Genomic DNA, 15,251 nt, shown 5'->3' with positions numbered 1-15,251 from the left:
GGCATGCCGGCGACCGCGGAGCTCGCCGAGGCCCTGCGCGCCGCGACCGGGGCGCACGCCCCGCGCATCGCCGTGAGCCTGGTGCTCGAACCGAAGACCGCGGCGTTCACACTCGCGCTCGCCGACGCCGGCTGCGAGGTCGCGCTCTTCAGCGCGGTGAGCGAGACCGACCCGGCGGTTGCGGCGGCGCTCGCGGCCACCGGCAGGGTCGCCGTGTTCGCGCCGACCGACGCGGTCGCCGCCGCGGATGCCGCCACCGCGCGCGCGTGCGACGCGGAGCACGCGGCAGCGATCCTGAGCTGGGGTCCCGAACTGCTCATCGACGACGGCTCGCACCTCATTCGGCTGGCGCACTCCGAGCGGCCAGAGGCGCTCGGCACGCTGCGCGCGGCGGCCGAGGAGACGACGAGCGGGGTGCGGCCGCTGCATGAGATGGCGGCGGCCGGCGAGCTGCGCATCCCCGTGATCGCGGTGAACGACGCGCGCACGAAGACGGGGTTCGACAACCTGATCGGCACCGGGCAGTCGTGCGTGTTCGCGCTCGCCGACCTCTGGGACGCCGCCGATCCGGCATACGCTGGCCTCGCCGGCACGCGCTGGGCGGTGCTCGGCTACGGGCCCGTTGGGCAGGGGGTCGCGCGCTTCGCCGCCGCGCTCGGCGCGCGGATCACCGTGGTCGAGCCCGATCCGGTGCGCGCGCTCGCCGCCCTCCACGACGGCTTCGACGCGCAGCCCGCGGAGACCGCGCTGCCGCACGCCGACGTCGTGATGAGCGCGACCGGGGTGTGGCACACGCTCGACGCCGCGGGCTTCGCGCTGCTGCGCCCCGGCACGATCGTCGCGGTGGCCGGGGGGATCGACGACGAGCTGGCCCTCGACTCGCTCGCCGCGGCGGGGTGGACGAGCCGCCAGCGCGGCGACCGCGTCGCCGAGTGGCTGGCGCCTGGCGCGGCGGCCGGGCCGCTCGTGCTCGCCGAGGGCGGGGGAGTGAACTACTCCGCGGCTGAGGGCAACCCGATCGAGGTGATGGACCTGTCCTTCGCCACCCAGCTCGCCGCGCTGCTGCGGCTGCGTGAGGCACAGCTGGCGCCCGGCGTGCACGCGCTGTCCGTGGCCGATGAGGAACGCGTCGCCCGTGCGGCGCTCGCCGCACGGGGCGGGGCCGCGGCGCAGCCGGTGCGCTCGGCGCGCGCGGGCGGGGCCGCCCAGCCCTGGCGCGTCCACCGGTATCGCAGCGAGCCCGAGGTGCCGCGCGGCTAGACTTCCCTGGTGAGTACTGAACCCGCGATCGTCGTCTACAGCGCCCCCCTCGTGTTCCCGGTGACGAGCCCCCGGATCGTCGATGGCGCGGTTGCCGTGCAGGGCGACCGTATCCTGCACGTCGGGGATCGCCGCTGGGTGCGCGAGGCCCTCGCCGCGCGCGGGGCCGCCTACACCGAGGAGCGGTGGGACGGCGTGATCGCGCCGGGCCTCGTGAACGCGCACACCCACCTGCAGTACACGCACATGGCCGAGGTCGCCGCGCGCAACTACACGGGCTTCGATGACTGGGGCGACGCGTTCGACGTGGTGTACGAGCGCGGCGGTCACGACTGGGCTGCTGCCGCCGCCGACGGCGCGCGGCTGAGCCTCGCGGCCGGCGTGACCGCCGCCGCCGACGTGGTCACCGATCACGCGGCGCTGAGCGCGCTCCACGACGCCGGCATGCACGGCATCGCCTACTGGGAGGTGTACGGCAAGAGCAACGAGGACTGGGACGAGGCGGCGCGCGAGGAAGTGCGCGAACAGCTGCGCAGGATCCCCACTCCGCCGGGCGCCGGGGTCTCGCCGCACGCGCCCTACTCGCTCGAGGTGCAGCCGCTGCTCGAACTCCCCGACATCGTGCGCGAGGAGGGGCTGCGCCTGCACATCCACCTCGCCGAGGCGCACATGGAGCGCGAGTTCGACGGGATCGACGGCTACGCCGGCCCCGGTGGGCACGGCGAGTGGCCCGAGCTCGAGGCCGACAGTTTCCGGGCGCTCCGTTCGCACGGCATCGGGGTGTCGTCGACGCAGTTCGTCGATCATCTGGGGGTGCTCGGACCCGACTGCCACATCGCGCACGGCGTGTACGTGAGCGCCGAGGATCGCGCGCTGCTGCGCGCACGCGGCACGAGCGTCGCCCTCTGCCCGCGCTCGAACGAGGTGATCGGGCTCGACATGCCACCCGTCGCGGCGTACCTGCGTGAGGGGAACCAGATTGCGGTGGGCACCGATTCGCTGTCGTCGTCGCCGTCGCTCGACCTGCTCGCCGACGTGTCAGCCCTGTACCGGGTTGCGCGCGCGCAGGGCTACCGCGGCGACGATCTGCACCAGCGGCTGTTCGGCGCGGCGACGCTCGGCGGGGCCGCGGCGCTCGGCCTGCACGTCGGCAAGCGCCGGATCGGCCAGCTCGGCGTGGGGGCGGTCGCCGACCTCTCGTTCTTCGCGGTGGGGACCACCGACCCCGACGTCGCGCTCGCCGAGCTCGTGGAGGACGGTGCTGGCCGCGCCAGGCGCACGATCGTCGACGGCGTCGAGCGCTTTCGCGCGCCGGGCGCCTGAGGCGGGCGCCNACGTCGCGCTCGCCGAGCTCGTGGAGGACGGTGCTGGCCGCGCCAGGCGCACGATCGTCGACGGCGTCGAGCGCTTTCGCGCGCCGGGCGCCTGAGGCGGGCGCCGGCCCCGATCCGGCGCTGGCCCCGATCCGGCGCTGGCCCCGATCCAGCCCCGCGTGTGACGGCCCGTGACGCCCGCGCGCACGAGGTGGTCTGACATCTCGTAGAATGGGCGAGCGCGCATCGCGTTTGCGCGCCACGCCGTCTTCCCGTATTCCGCACCTCCCGAGGAGTTCACCATGTCTCGCACGTCCCGCCTTGCCGCAGCCGTCGCTGTCGGCGCCGCTGCACTCCTCGCGCTCACGAGCTGCGCCGGGGGCACCGACTCCGCCACGGTCACGCCGGGCACGCTCACCATCGCGACCGGCGAGCCGGCGTACGCGCCGTGGGTGCTGAACGACGACCCCGAGAGCGGCGAGGGCTTCGAGGCAGCGGTCGCGTACGCCGTGGCCGAGGAGCTCGGGTACGAGAAGGACGCCGTGAAGTGGGTGCGCACCAGCTTCGATGCGGCCATCGCGCCCGGCCCGAAGGACTTCGACCTCAACCTGCAGCAGTTCTCGGTGAGCGAGGAGCGCAAGCAGGCCGTCGACTTCTCCTCGCCGTACTTCGTGACGACGCAGGCGGTCGTCGCAGCGGGCGGCACCGACGCGGCGAAGGCGACGAGCCTCGCCGACCTCAAGGACTCGGTGATCGGCGTCGCCTCGGGCACCACCTCGCTGCAGGTCGCTGAGGAGCTCATCGCCCCCACCCAGAAGCTGCAGGTGTTTAACAACGTCGACGACACGGTCGCCGCGCTCAAGAACGGCACGATCGACGCGCTCGTCACCGACCTGCCCGGCGCGTTCTACGTGCGCGACGCGCAGCTCGACGACGGCGTGATCGTCGGCCAGCTCGACTCGACCGAGGGCGGCGACGAGTTCGCCATCGTGCTGCCGAAGGATTCCGAGCTCACCGCAGACGTGACGGCGGCCGTCGACACACTCCGCGACAACGGCACCCTCGACGAGCTCATCGCGAAGTGGGTTGCCGATCAGGGCGCCCCGGTCCTGAAGTAACCACGCGTGAGTCACCCCACCCCAGCACCGCAGGCCGCCGGCGTCGGATCCCCCGACACCGGCGGTTTCGCCGTGAGCGCGATCGAGCTGGAGCGCCGCGCGTACCGCCGCTCGCGCAAGCAGCGCTCGCTCCTCGTGAGCCTGGTGAGCACGCTCGTGTTCGCCGGGGTCATCGCCCTCGTGATCGTGAACAGCCCCGGCTGGGAGCGCGTGCGCGAGACGTTCTTCGACCCGGAGGTGGCGCTCGCCTCACTGCCGCGCGTGTTCGAAGGGCTCCTGCTCAACATCCAGGTGCTGATCGTCTCCGCGATCGGCGTCGCGATCTTCGGCACGCTGCTCGCGGTCGCGCGCACGCTGAAGGGCGCGGTGTTCACCCCGATCCGGCTGCTCGCCGCCGGGTACACTGACCTCTTCCGCGGTATTCCCGTGCTGCTCGTGCTCTACCTCGTCGGCTTCGGGATCCCCGGCCTCGGACTTACGGGCCGCATGCCCGCGCAGTTCTGGGGCGCGATCGCGATCATCCTCTGCTACTCGGCGTACGTCGCCGAGGTGCTGCGCGCCGGCATCGACGCGGTGCACCCGTCGCAGCGGCTCGCCGCGCGCTCCCTGGGGCTCAGTCACGGCAAGACGCTGCGGCTCGTCGTCATGCCGCAGGCGGTGCGGAAGGTCACGCCGGCGCTCATGAACGACTTCGTGTCGATGCAGAAGGACGTTGGCCTGATCTCGGCGCTCGGCGCGGTCGACGCGATCCGGGCCGCCCAGATCGAGGTGGCGTCCGCGTACAACTTCACCCCCTATGTCGTCGCAGGTGTCCTGTTCGTGCTGCTGTCGTGGCCACTCGTGCGCCTCACCGACTGGGTGACCGCACGCGCGCAGAAGCGCGAGCAGATCGGAGGTGCGGTGTGACCGCGCAGGATACCGGGGCGAATCAGCAGGCCGCAGCCGCGGCAACGCCCGTGCTCGAGGTGCGCGGCGTGCACAAGCGCTTCGGCGAGCACCCCGTGCTGCGCGGGATCGACCTCACCGTCGCCCAGCACGAGGTCGTCGTGCTGATCGGGGCCTCCGGCTCGGGGAAGTCGACCCTCCTGAAGACCGCGAACCTGCTCGAGCAGATCGACGATGGGCAGATCCTGCTCAGCGGTGAGGACATCACCGATCCGCGCGCGGACGCCGACGCGGTGCGCGCGCGCATCGGCGTCGTGTTCCAGCACTACAACCTGTTCCCGCACATGAACGTGCTGAACAACGTGACGCTCGCCTCGCGCAAGGTGTTCGGCACGTCGCGTGCCGAGGCCGAGGAGACCGGCCGCGCCCTCCTCGCGCGCATCGGGCTCGCTGACAAGGCGGGGGAGTACCCCGACCGGCTGTCCGGCGGCCAGCAGCAGCGCGTCGCGATCGCACGCGCCATCGCGTCCGACCCCGAGCTGCTGCTGCTCGACGAGATCACGAGTGCGCTCGACCCGCAGCTCGTCGGCGAGGTGCTCGACCTCGTGCGCGAGCTGAAGGCCGGCGGTTCGACGATCGTGATGGCCACGCACGAGATGTCGTTCGCGCGCCGCGTCGCCGACCGAGTCGTGTACCTGAAGGACGGCGTGATCGTCGAGTCCGGCACCCCCGAGCAGATTTTCGACGCGCCCCAGCGTGCGGAGACCCGGGAGTTCCTCGCACGGCTCCGCGACCCATTCGATACGTAAGTTTTCCAGATCACAGCCGAACTCGGGCGAAATTGTGGGTAGACTTATGCGTCTGCCTCCGAGGAATCGGCCGAACACTCCTCCCGGGGCGGGTCCGTCTCTCACGCCCTGCAAGGAGCTTTCTTCCGTGACCCACGACACCGATTCCGTTCGCGTGCCGCAGCAACCGTCCGACTCTATCGACCCCGCGGGCATGCGCGTCATCTGGCTGCTGCTCGTCGCCGCGTTTGTGGCGATCCTCAACGAGACCACCATGGCCATCGCGATCCCGGCGCTCAACGTGAGCCTCGGGATCCCGCCCGAGCTGGGCCAGTGGCTCACGAGCGCCTTCATGCTCACGATGGCGGTGGTGATCCCGACCACCGGCTTCCTACTCCAGCGCTTCACCACGCGCCAGGTGTTCCTCGCCGCGATCAGCACGTTCATTCTCGGCACCCTGATCTGCCTCGTTGCCCCTGGCTTTTCCGCGCTGCTCGCCGGCCGCGTGGTGCAGGCCGCCGGCACCGGCATCATGATGCCGCTGCTCATGACCACCGTGATGAACGTCGTGCCCGCGCACTCGCGCGGCCGCATGATGGGCCGCGTCGGCCTCGTCATCAGCCTCGCGCCTGCGCTCGGCCCGACGCTCTCCGGCGTGGTGCTCGACTCGCTCGGGTGGCGGTGGCTGTTCGGCATCATCCTGCCGATCGCGCTCGTCGCCCTCGCGCTCGGCGCGAAGTGGATGACGAACCTCGGCGAGACCACCGATGCCCCCATCGACATCGCGTCGATCGTGCTCTCCGCCTTCGCGTTCGGCGGGATCGTGTTCGGGCTCAGCCAGCTCGGCGGGCACGGCGCGGCCGGGGTGCTCCCGCCGTGGGCCGTGATCGTCGGCGGCGCAGTATTCCTCGGGCTCTTCGTGTGGCGCCAGCTGGTGCTGCAGAAGAGGGACGACGCGCTCCTCGACCTGCGCGTCTTCACCTCGCGCAACTACGTCATCGCGGTGATCATCATGGCGGTCATCTCGCTCGCGATGTTCGGCACGTTCTCGCTGCTGCCGCTCTACCTGCAGAACGTCGCCGGCCTGGAGCCGACGGCCGCCGGCCTCGTGCTGCTGCCCGGCTCCGTGATCATGGGCCTCCTCGGCCCCGTGATGGGTCGGGTGTACGACGCGCGCGGGCCGAAGACGCTGCTCGTGCCCGGCACGATCCTCATCGCGTCGGCCATGTTCGTGTACTCGACCGTCGGCACGCACACCCCCATGTGGTTCCTCATGATCGTGCAGGTCGCGATGTCGGTGGGTCTCGCGTGCTCGTTCACGCCGCTGTTCTCGGCGTCGCTCGGCTCGCTCGATCGCTCGCTGTACTCGCACGGCTCTGCGGCGCTCAACACGCTGCAGCAGGTGGCCGGCGCCGCGGGCACCGCGGTGCTGATCTCGATCTACTCGGGCCTGCTGCACGCCGGCGAGGCGGCCGGGCTGCCGACGGCCGAGGCCGGTGCGCCGGGCGCGCACGCGGCGTTCTTCACCGCGGCGTGCATCGCGCTCATCCCCGTCGCGCTCGCGTTCTTCATCACGAAGCCGGACGAGTCCGCGGGGGCGCCTGCGGGGCACTAGCACCTTGGGTGCCGGGCGGCGTGGCAGAATGTGGGCATGACTCGTATTTCTGGCCGCGCGCTCGGCACCTGGAGTCTGCGTATCGACGCAGCGTACTGTTTCGTGCTCGGACTGTTCGTCGCGTTCGCCGCGCCGCAGATCGCCACGGTCGTGGCGCTGCCGCTGCCCTTGCTGATCGGCACCGGGATTCTCGTCGCGGTGTGGTCGGGCACCGTGCTGTGGCTCGTGCAGCGCGTCCGCATCCGGCTCGCGCTCCAGCTGGTGATGGGCGTGAACATCGTCGCGGCGCTGCTCATCGCGGTCGCGGCGATGACCGCTGCGAGCGCCCTGATCGTGATCGCGATCATCGCGATCGCGCTCGACGTCGCGCTGTTCGCCGTGAGCCAGGCGATCGCGCTCCGCGCGCTGCGCGGCACGCCGGGGATCGCGGCCGCCTGATCGGGCTCCGCGGGATCAGCCGAGCGCGGTGATCGAGCGCCGCACCGCCTCGGCGAGCTGACGCACCGCCGCCGACGGGCCGCTCGGCCCCGCCGGGGCCGCGAGGAGAAGCTCGCGCGCGAAGCGGGGATCCTCGATCGGCCGGAGCACCACGCCCTCCGGGGGTTGGTTGCTCACGAGGCTCGGCACGAGGGCGACCGCCATGCCCGCGGCGATGAGCCCGAGCACCACCGAGTAGTCGTCGGTGCGGATCGCGACGTCGATCTTGTGCCCCTCCGCGAGGAACACCTCCCGCACCAGATCGTCGAGCGTGTCGCCCGGGGTCGATCCCATCACCCAGCTGTCCTCCGCGAGCGTGAGGAACGTCGCGCGGTCGAACACGGCGTGGTGCGCGGCCGGGTGCCCGGCGGGGAGCGCGAGCAGCATCGGGTCGGTGAAGAGGTGCGTCGTGTGCACCTCCGCTCGGAACGGCAGCTGGTAGCCGCCCGCGGCATACACGAGCGCCGCGTCGAGCGTGTGCTGGTTGATGCGCGTGACGAGCGGGGCCAGCTCCTCGAGGTGCGCGTCGAGCTCGATCCCCAGCTCGCTCACGCGGCTCACGATGCCGGGCAGCAGCCGCGCCGCCGCGGTGGGGAACGTGCCGAAGCGGAGCCGGATCCTGCCGAGCTGAGCGAGATCCCGCACATCAGTGAGCGCGCGATCGGTGAGGCCGAGGATCTCCTCGCCGCGCTCCAGCATCAGCGTGCCTGCGGTGGTGAGCTTGCTGCCGCGGGTGCTGCGCGTCGTGAGGTCAGCGCCGACGAGGCGGTCGAGATTGCGCAGGTGATAGTCGACGGTCGGTTGGCTCCAGCCCAGGCGGGTCGCTGCGCGCGCAACTGAGCCCTCGGCTGCCACGGCGCTGAGCGCTTGCAGCTGGCGGAGGTCGATCATCGAGTATCCCCAATCCTTCTGGATCGCGCCGGGAGTAGATCCCCGGTGCGTTCAAGACAGTATATGGGGCCCGGGAGGGGTTTCCGGGGTTCTCCCCGGTGCTCCGACCGGGCATTCTGGCAACATGCTGCACCAGAATGCTCCTGCCAACGCCCCGGTTCTCTCGGGCGGCGCGGCAGTGCCATCACCCGGATCCCCATCAGTTGCCGCACCGGCCGAGGCCCCCGTTGCCCGCTTCGGTGCCGGGCACGAGCGCGCGCCGTACGCCGAGGCGCTCGAGCGCTTCGCCGACTCGGGCCCGCTCTCGTTCATGGTGCCCGGCCACGGCAACGATCCCGCGGCCGGTGCGCAGCACCTCGCCGAGCTCTACGGTCCTCGCGTCGCGCAGCTCGACGTGCCGCTCATGCTCTCCGGCATCGACCTGGGCGACGACTCGCCGCTCGTCGAAGCGCAGCGCCTCGCCGCCGACGCCTGGGGTGCGAAGCGCACCTGGTTCCTCACGAACGGCGCCTCGCAGGCCAACCGCACCGCAGCGATCGCGGTGCGCGGGCTGGGGGAGCGGATCCTGATCCAGCGCAGCATGCACTCGAGCCTCACCGACGGCGTGCTGCTGTCCGGGCTCATCCCGTCCTTCGTGTCGCCGAACGTTGACGAGCACCACGGCATCGCGCACGGGCTCACCCCGCAGATGCTCGACGCGGCGCTCCGCCGCGAGGCCGATGCCGGGCACCCCGTGTCGAGCGTGCTCGTCGTGTCGCCCAGCTACTTCGGCTCCACCGCTGACGTCGCCGGCCTCGCCGAGGTCGCGCACGCGCACGGCGCAGCGATCATCGTCGACGGCGCGTGGGGCGCGCACTTCGGCTTCCACCCCGAGCTGCCGGAGTCGCCGGCCCGCCTCGGCGCCGACCTCGTCATCTCGAGCACGCACAAGCTCGCAGGCTCGCTCACGCAGTCGGCCATGCTGCACCTCGGCCACGGGCCGTACGCCGAGCGGCTCGAACCGCTCGTCGCGCGCGCGTTCTCGATGACCGCGTCGACCTCGATGAGCGGCATCCTCATGTCCTCCCTCGACACGGCCCGCCGCGCGCTCGTGCTCGGCGCCGAGCGCATCGGCCAGACCGTCGCCGCGGCGAAGGAGATCCGGGAGCAGCTGCGCGCCGACGAGCGCTTCGCGGTGATCAGCGACGGTTTCGACGCGTACGCCGACATCACCGAGACCGACCTGCTCCGCGTGCCGATCGACGTGTCGCGCCTCGGCCAGAGCGGGCACTGGGTGCGCGGGCGCATGACCGACGAGCACGGGGTCTACCTCGAGATGTCCACCGCGACGAGCGTGGTCGCGGTGCTCGGCGCGCTCCGCACCATCGACGTCGAGCGGTTCATGGCGGCGCTTTCGGCCGTTGCCGACGAGGCGGCCGCACTCCCGGCAGCCGACGCGATCGCGTTCCCCGCGCTGCCCGAGGCCGGCCCGCTTCGGGTGCGGCCGCGCGACGCCTACTTCTCCGAGAGCGAGGTGGTCCCCGCAGCTGAGGCGATCGGGCGCATCTCCGCCGACACCCTCGCCGCGTACCCGCCAGGGATCCCGAACGTGCTGCCTGGCGAGGAGATCACCGCCGAAACGGTGGCGTTCCTCCAGGCCGTTGCCGCCTCGCCCACCGGCTACGTGCGCGGTGCGGTCGACTCCGCGGTGGCCGGCTTCCGCGTGCTGCGCGGGGAGTAGCGCAGCACCCAGCAACGCAGACGGGGCGGGATCCAATTGGATCCCGCCCCGTCTGCGTTGCTTGGAGGAGTCTTACTTCTTCTCGAACAGGTTGCCGATGAGGGTCGAGCCGATCAGCACAATCGCGAGCAGCACCACGCCGACGATCGAGATCGCAACGACGTCGACGGGCTGGCCGGCCGAGGAGAACATCGAATCGGTGGTGTCGGCGGCGCCGGACGCGAACGCCGGGGCTGCGACGAACACCGAAGCGAGCGCTGCGGTCACGGCGGTAGCGATGCGGGTGCGGATCTTCACGTGTTACTCCTCGCGGGTGGTCGGTGGGCGCAGAGCGCCGATACAGTCATCCTACCCTGCTTTCGCTGCCGAGCAATCTGCCCCGCACGGCGCGCGCTGCGCATAGGGTGGAGGGATGACGAACTCGCGGCAGCAGACCCCCATCGACCGCATCGCCGAGGCGTGGGTAGACACCCTCGTCGCGCACGACCCCACCGTCGGCACGTACATCGGCCGCGCGGGAGGCGGGCTGCCCGACTACTCGCCGGAGGGGGCCGAGGCCCTCGCCGACGCGCAGCGCGCCACGCTCGCCGAGCTTCGAGCTGCGACCCCCGTCGACGCCGTTGACGCGGTGACGCAGGCCGACCTCGGCGCCGGGCTGACGCTCGACCTCGCGCAGCACGCGGCGGGGGAGGCGCTCCGCAACCTCAACGTGATCGAGTCGCCGCTGCAGCAGATCCGCGACAGTTTCGACCTCATGCCGACCGACAGCGCGGCCGACTGGGCGGACGTTGGCGACCGGCTCCGCGCGATCCCCGCGGCGCTCGCAGGCTACCGCGCCGCGCTCCAGGCCGGTGCGGAGCAGGGACTCGCGCCGGCGCTCCGTCAGGTCACCGAGGTCGCCGCGCAGACGCGGCGCACGGCGGGCAGTCAGGCCGCACCCGGGTTCTTCGGCCAGCTCGTTGCCGGCCAGGGCGCGGAACTGGGCGCCGCGGCTGCGGCCGCGTCGGCCGCGTACGCCGAGACCGCAGACTTCCTGGAGCGCGAGCTCGCCCCAGCGGCGCCGGCCGCGGACGCGTTCGGTCGCGAGCGCTACGAGCTCGCCTCCGAGGCGTTCCTCGGGGCGAAGGTCGACCTCGACGAGACGTACGAGTGGGGGCTCGACGAGCTCGCGCGCATGGTCGACGAGCAGGAGCGCATCGCCGCCGAGATCACGGGCGGGGCACGCCACCCCGGCGTCGTCGCCGAGGCGATCGCGCAACTGGAGCGCGACGAGAGCCGGAAGCTGCACGGCACCGCTGCGCTGCAGCAGTGGATGCAGGAGACGAGCGACCGCGCGGTCGCGGAGCTCGGTGCGACGCAGTTCGACATCCCCGAGGAGATCCGCGCACTCGAGTGCATGATCGCCCCGACGCAGGAGGGCGGGATCTACTACACCGGCCCGAGCGACGATTTCACGCGGCCTGGCCGCATGTGGTGGTCGGTGCCAGAGGGCGTCACCGAGTTCGATACCTGGCGCGAGCTCACCACCGTCTACCACGAGGGCGTGCCGGGCCACCACCTGCAGATCGGCCAGGCGGTCGTGAACCGAGGCGTGCTCAACGAGTGGCGCAGGCAGCTCGCAGGAAGCTCCGGGCACGCTGAGGGCTGGGCGCTCTACGCCGAGCGGCTCATGGAGCAGCTCGGCTACCTCGACGACCCGGCCGATCGGCTCGGCATGCTCGACGGGCAGCGGATGCGCGCGGCGCGCGTCGTGCTCGACATCGGCGTGCACCTCGGCAAGCCGCACCCCGACGGCGGCACCTGGGATGGCGACGCGGCGTTCGCCTTCATGGCGCAGCACGTCAACATGAACGACGGCTTCGTGCGATTCGAGGTGCTCCGCTACCTCGGGTGGGCCGGCCAGGCGCCCTCGTACAAGGTGGGGCAGCGGATCTGGGAGCAGCTCCGCGACGAGGCGTCGATGCGCGCGTCGACCGCCGGGCACGAGTTCGACGTGCGCGACTTCCACCGGGAGGCGCTCGCGCTCGGCGGGGTGCGCCTCGACACGCTGGAGCGTGCGCTCCGCGGTGGGCCCGGCGCGTGAGCGACGGCGTGGCGGGGGTGTCCGAGGTGGCCGGGGACCTGGTGTGCCCCTGCGGCAGCGGGGAGCGCTACGCCGCGTGCTGCGGCGCGCTGCACGCCGGCGCGCCGGCACCGAGCCCCGAACGCCTGATGCGCTCGCGCTTCTCCGCGTTCGCGCTCGGGCGCGCGGACTACCTGCTCGCGAGTTGGGATCCCGCGACGCGGCCGGACGCGCTCAAACTCGACGACACGGTGGAGTGGCGTCGGCTCTTCATCTCGGACACGAGCCGGGGCGGCCCGACTGACGCGGAGGGCTTCGTTACGTTCACCGCGATCGGGCGCGGTCCGGACGGTCGCTTCGAGCAGCGCGAGCGGAGCCGCTTCACGCGCGCGGGCGTGGGCTGGCAGTACACGGACGGCGAGGAGCTCTAGCGCGCGGGCGCGGCGGCCCCCCTCGCTTTCCCCACGTCCCCCAGTTCCCCACTTTCCGCCGGAGAAATTCGAGATTTCGGAGGGAAACCTCACGGATCCTCCGAGATCCTAGATTTCTCCGGCAGAAAGTGGGGGCGCGTGCGGCGGCGCGTGCGGCGGCGCGTGCGGAGGCGCGAGGGGCGCGGCGCGAGGGGCGCGGCGCAGCCCGCGCCTAGGCCGACTGCGCCGCGCGGATCCAGGCCTCGACGTCGGCCGCCGTGCGCGGGATGTCCGCCGAGAGGTTCACGCACCCGTCCTCGGTGACCACGATGTCGTCCTCGATGCGCACGCCGATGCCGCGGAACTCCTCGGGCACCGTGAGGTCGTCCGGCTGGAAGTACAGGCCGGGCTCAATCGTGAAGACCATGCCGGGCTCAAGGATCCCGTCCATGTACATCTCGCGCCGCGCCTGCGCGCAGTCGTGCACGTCCATACCGAGGTGGTGGCTCGTGCCGTGCACCATGTAGCGGCGGTAGTACGCGGTGCCATCGTCCTCGGGGAGGAGCCCCCACTCGCGGGTGCGCGCCTCGATGACGCGCATCGCGGCGTCGTGCACATCGCCGAAGCGGATGCCCGGGCGCACGATGGCACGCGCGGCGTCGGCTGCCTCGAGCACCGCGTCGTACACGCGGCGCTGCACCTCGGAGAACGTGCCGGACACGGGCACCGTGCGCGTGATGTCCGCCGTGTACAGGCTGTCGAGCTCCACGCCGGCGTCGAGCAGCAGCAGATCGCCCGCGCGCACCGGCCCGTCGTTGCGGATCCAGTGGAGCGTGCACGCGTGCGGGCCCGACGCGGCGATCGTCTCGTAACCGACCGTGTTGCCGTCGAGCCGTGCCCGCTGGTTGAACACGCCCTCGACGATGCGCTCGCCGCGCGGGTGCGCGCTCGCAGCGGGCAGCGCGGCGAGGACCTCGGTGAAGCCCTGCGCGGTCGCGTCGACGGCCGCCTGCATCTCGGCGAGCTCGTACGCGTCCTTCACGAGGCGCAGCTCAGAGGCCGCGCGCGCAAGGTCGGCGTCGTCGAGCGTGCGATCCCCGTCGGCGGCGACAAACTCCGCGAGGTGCGCGGTGCGCACGCCGAGCGCCGCGGCGACCTGGCCGAGCGAGGGGCGCGGCCCGATCCAGAACTCGCCGATCTCGGGGTTCGCGAAGAACTCGTCGCTGTCCCGGCCCGCGCGCTCGCGGAAGTACAGCGTCGCCTCGTGCGACTCGCCGACGGGATCCAGCACGAGGATCGCGCCGGGCTCGCTGTCGGTGCCCCAGCCCGTGAGGTGCGCGAACGCGCTGTGCGGGCGGAAGGGGTAGAACGTGTCGTTCGAGCGCTGCTTCATCGCGCCAGCCGCGATCACGATCCGCTCGCCGGGGAAGAGCGCGCCGAGCGTCCGTCGCCGCACGGCGGCGTGTGCGGCGACGGGCAGCTCCGCGGGCAGCGTGTCCGCGCGCTCGGCCCAGTTCTGGGAAATGTAGTCCGCGAACGTGCTCGTCTGTGGCGTGGTGCTGCGGTTGCTGTTGTCGATCTCCACCTCGTGAGTGGCCTGCGCGCTGTCTGTCATACATCCATCCTCTCACCGGGACCGTAGAATGAACCCCATGTCTGTCTCGGGTGCGCCGCAGGGCTTCGATCTGCACACACACTCGGTGCACTCGGACGGCACGACGTCTCCAACGGAGATCGCGCAGCACGCCGCGGAGCTCGGGCTCGCCGGCATCGCGCTCACGGACCACGACACGATCTCGGGCTGGGACGAGGCACGCGACGCCGCGCGAACGCACAGTCTGGAGTTCGTGCCTGGCATGGAGATCACGACGGAGCACGCTGGCCGCTCGCGACACCTGCTCGCTTACGGCATCGATCCGGCCGCGGGCGAACTGTTCGAGGCTCTCGCGCTCGTGCGGAGCGCGCGGCTGGATCGCGCACGCGAGATGGTGCGCCGGGTCGCGCGCGACTACCGGATCAGCTGGGACGACGTCGTCGGCACGGAGAACGAACGCACGGTGGGTCGCCCGCACATCGCCGACGCGCTCGTCGCAGCCGGGTACTTCGCCGACCGCAGCACCGCGTTCGAGCGCGTCCTGTTTCCCGGCTCGCCCTACTATCTCGGCACCTACGCGATCGCGACAAGGGACGCGATCCGCATGGTGAGCGCCGCGGGTGGGCGTGCGGTGCTCGCGCACCCCGCGGCGATGCGGCAGCGCCGCCCAACAGACCCGATCGAACTCGCCGAGCTTGCCGAGGCGGGGCTCTGGGGCGTCGAGCTGGATCACCCGGAGCACCGCGCGGAGTGGGTGCCGCCGCTCGCCGCCGCGGCCGAGCGCCTGGGGCTCGAGCGCACGGGCGCGAGCGATTTCCACGGCGCCGGCAAGCCGAACCGCCTGGGGGAGCGCACCACGCCGGCCGACGTGGTCGGCCGCCTCATGGCTGGCCTCGCGACGCCCAGCTAAGGAACGCTGCCCGTCGAGCGCACACCGCCCGCGAGCGACTTCGCGCCAACACACAGCTGGGGCCCGGGATCACGCGCGTGATCCCGGGCCCCAGCTGTATAGCAGCGCTAGGCCGCTGGCGCCTCGCTCGCCGCAGCGCTCTCGCTCGCGGCTGCGGTGCCCTCGCTCGCTGCGCCCTCGGCGCCGCGGCCCGCGCCACCCCGGCGGC

At 72.1% G+C, this 15,251-nt stretch carries 14 protein-coding genes; 11 read left to right on the top strand and 3 right to left on the bottom strand.

Annotated features, from left to right (window positions below):
- The 7 genes from EGM46_RS13570 to EGM46_RS13540 all read left to right on the top strand — a co-directional run.
- Window positions 1–1,260, top strand: a 1,260-nt coding sequence (locus EGM46_RS13570; protein ID WP_125100666.1) for an adenosylhomocysteinase, incomplete at its 5' end; no start/stop codon positions are given.
- Between the two features lie 9 nt (window positions 1,261–1,269).
- Window positions 1,270–2,583: an amidohydrolase family protein gene (locus EGM46_RS13565; protein WP_125100665.1), complete on the top strand. Its 1,314-nt coding sequence runs from the start codon at window positions 1,270–1,272 to the stop codon at window positions 2,581–2,583.
- A 292-nt stretch (window positions 2,584–2,875) separates the two neighbouring features.
- Window positions 2,876–3,691, top strand: coding sequence for an ABC transporter substrate-binding protein (locus EGM46_RS13560; protein ID WP_125100664.1), 816 nt, complete (start codon window positions 2,876–2,878; stop codon window positions 3,689–3,691).
- Between the two features lie 6 nt (window positions 3,692–3,697).
- A complete protein-coding gene (locus EGM46_RS13555; protein ID WP_431194087.1) occupies window positions 3,698–4,597 on the top strand; it encodes an amino acid ABC transporter permease in 900 nt (299 codons plus the stop codon).
- Window positions 4,594–5,385, top strand: coding sequence for an amino acid ABC transporter ATP-binding protein (locus tag EGM46_RS13550; protein ID WP_125100663.1), 792 nt, complete (start codon window positions 4,594–4,596; stop codon window positions 5,383–5,385). The genes EGM46_RS13555 and EGM46_RS13550 overlap by 4 nt, the downstream gene beginning before the upstream one ends.
- 127 nt (window positions 5,386–5,512) lie before the next feature.
- Complete coding sequence (locus tag EGM46_RS13545) at window positions 5,513–6,979, top strand: MDR family MFS transporter (RefSeq protein ID WP_241156360.1); 1,467 nt, start codon at window positions 5,513–5,515, stop codon at window positions 6,977–6,979.
- A 36-nt stretch (window positions 6,980–7,015) separates the two neighbouring features.
- The gene (locus tag EGM46_RS13540) at window positions 7,016–7,417 is read left to right on the top strand and encodes a hypothetical protein (RefSeq protein ID WP_125100661.1); all 402 of its coding nucleotides are present in this window, start codon (window positions 7,016–7,018) and stop codon (window positions 7,415–7,417) included.
- Between the two features lie 15 nt (window positions 7,418–7,432).
- Here EGM46_RS13540 and EGM46_RS13535 read toward each other — a convergent pair whose 3' ends face one another.
- Window positions 7,433–8,347: a LysR family transcriptional regulator gene (locus tag EGM46_RS13535; RefSeq protein ID WP_125100660.1), complete on the bottom strand. Its 915-nt coding sequence runs from the start codon at window positions 8,345–8,347 to the stop codon at window positions 7,433–7,435.
- Between the two features lie 124 nt (window positions 8,348–8,471).
- Here EGM46_RS13535 and EGM46_RS13530 point away from each other — a divergent pair, with 124 nt between their 5' ends.
- Window positions 8,472–10,067, top strand: coding sequence for an aminotransferase class I/II-fold pyridoxal phosphate-dependent enzyme (locus tag EGM46_RS13530; protein WP_125100659.1), 1,596 nt, complete (start codon window positions 8,472–8,474; stop codon window positions 10,065–10,067).
- Window positions 10,068–10,139: 72 nt separating this feature from the next.
- Here EGM46_RS13530 and EGM46_RS13525 read toward each other — a convergent pair whose 3' ends face one another.
- A complete protein-coding gene (locus EGM46_RS13525) occupies window positions 10,140–10,364 on the bottom strand; it encodes a hypothetical protein (RefSeq protein WP_125100658.1) in 225 nt (74 codons plus the stop codon).
- 115 nt (window positions 10,365–10,479) lie between these two features.
- On the opposite strand from EGM46_RS13525, the gene EGM46_RS13520 reads away from it, so the two are divergent.
- A complete protein-coding gene (locus tag EGM46_RS13520) occupies window positions 10,480–12,150 on the top strand; it encodes a DUF885 domain-containing protein (protein WP_125100657.1) in 1,671 nt (556 codons plus the stop codon).
- Window positions 12,147–12,560: a YchJ family protein gene (locus EGM46_RS13515; RefSeq protein WP_241156359.1), complete on the top strand. Its 414-nt coding sequence runs from the start codon at window positions 12,147–12,149 to the stop codon at window positions 12,558–12,560. Before EGM46_RS13520 ends, EGM46_RS13515 begins: the two co-directional genes overlap by 4 nt.
- A gap of 211 nt (window positions 12,561–12,771) precedes the next feature.
- Here EGM46_RS13515 and EGM46_RS13510 read toward each other — a convergent pair whose 3' ends face one another.
- Entirely contained in the window at window positions 12,772–14,154 is a 1,383-nt protein-coding gene (locus EGM46_RS13510; protein ID WP_125100656.1) for an aminopeptidase P family protein, read from the bottom strand.
- A 37-nt stretch (window positions 14,155–14,191) separates the two neighbouring features.
- Here EGM46_RS13510 and EGM46_RS13505 point away from each other — a divergent pair, with 37 nt between their 5' ends.
- A complete protein-coding gene (locus EGM46_RS13505; protein WP_125100655.1) occupies window positions 14,192–15,043 on the top strand; it encodes a PHP domain-containing protein in 852 nt (283 codons plus the stop codon).
- Window positions 15,044–15,251: the final 208 nt, after the last annotated feature.

Origin of the sequence: Leucobacter chromiireducens, from assembly GCF_003917135.1 — a bacterium.
GTDB classification, from domain to species: Bacteria; Actinomycetota; Actinomycetes; order Actinomycetales; family Microbacteriaceae; genus Leucobacter; species Leucobacter chromiireducens_A.
The sequence above is the reverse complement of the archived record's forward strand: the minus strand, read 5'-3'. Positions and strand labels throughout refer to the sequence as shown.

Bases quoted from the DNA above. Each gene is read 5' to 3' on its own strand.
- EGM46_RS13560 (WP_125100664.1), top strand. From the start codon at position 2,876: ATGTCTCGCACGTCCCGCCTTGCCGCAGCCGTCGCTGTCGGCGCCGCT.
- EGM46_RS13540 (WP_125100661.1), top strand. From the start codon at position 7,016: ATGACTCGTATTTCTGGCCGCGCGCTCGGCACCTGGAGTCTGCGTATC.
- EGM46_RS13535 (WP_125100660.1), bottom strand. From the start codon at position 8,347: ATGATCGACCTCCGCCAGCTGCAAGCGCTCAGCGCCGTGGCAGCCGAG.
- EGM46_RS13530 (WP_125100659.1), top strand. From the start codon at position 8,472: ATGCTGCACCAGAATGCTCCTGCCAACGCCCCGGTTCTCTCGGGCGGC.
- EGM46_RS13520 (WP_125100657.1), top strand. From the start codon at position 10,480: ATGACGAACTCGCGGCAGCAGACCCCCATCGACCGCATCGCCGAGGCG.
- EGM46_RS13510 (WP_125100656.1), bottom strand. From the start codon at position 14,154: ATGACAGACAGCGCGCAGGCCACTCACGAGGTGGAGATCGACAACAGC.
- EGM46_RS13505 (WP_125100655.1), top strand. From the start codon at position 14,192: ATGTCTGTCTCGGGTGCGCCGCAGGGCTTCGATCTGCACACACACTCG.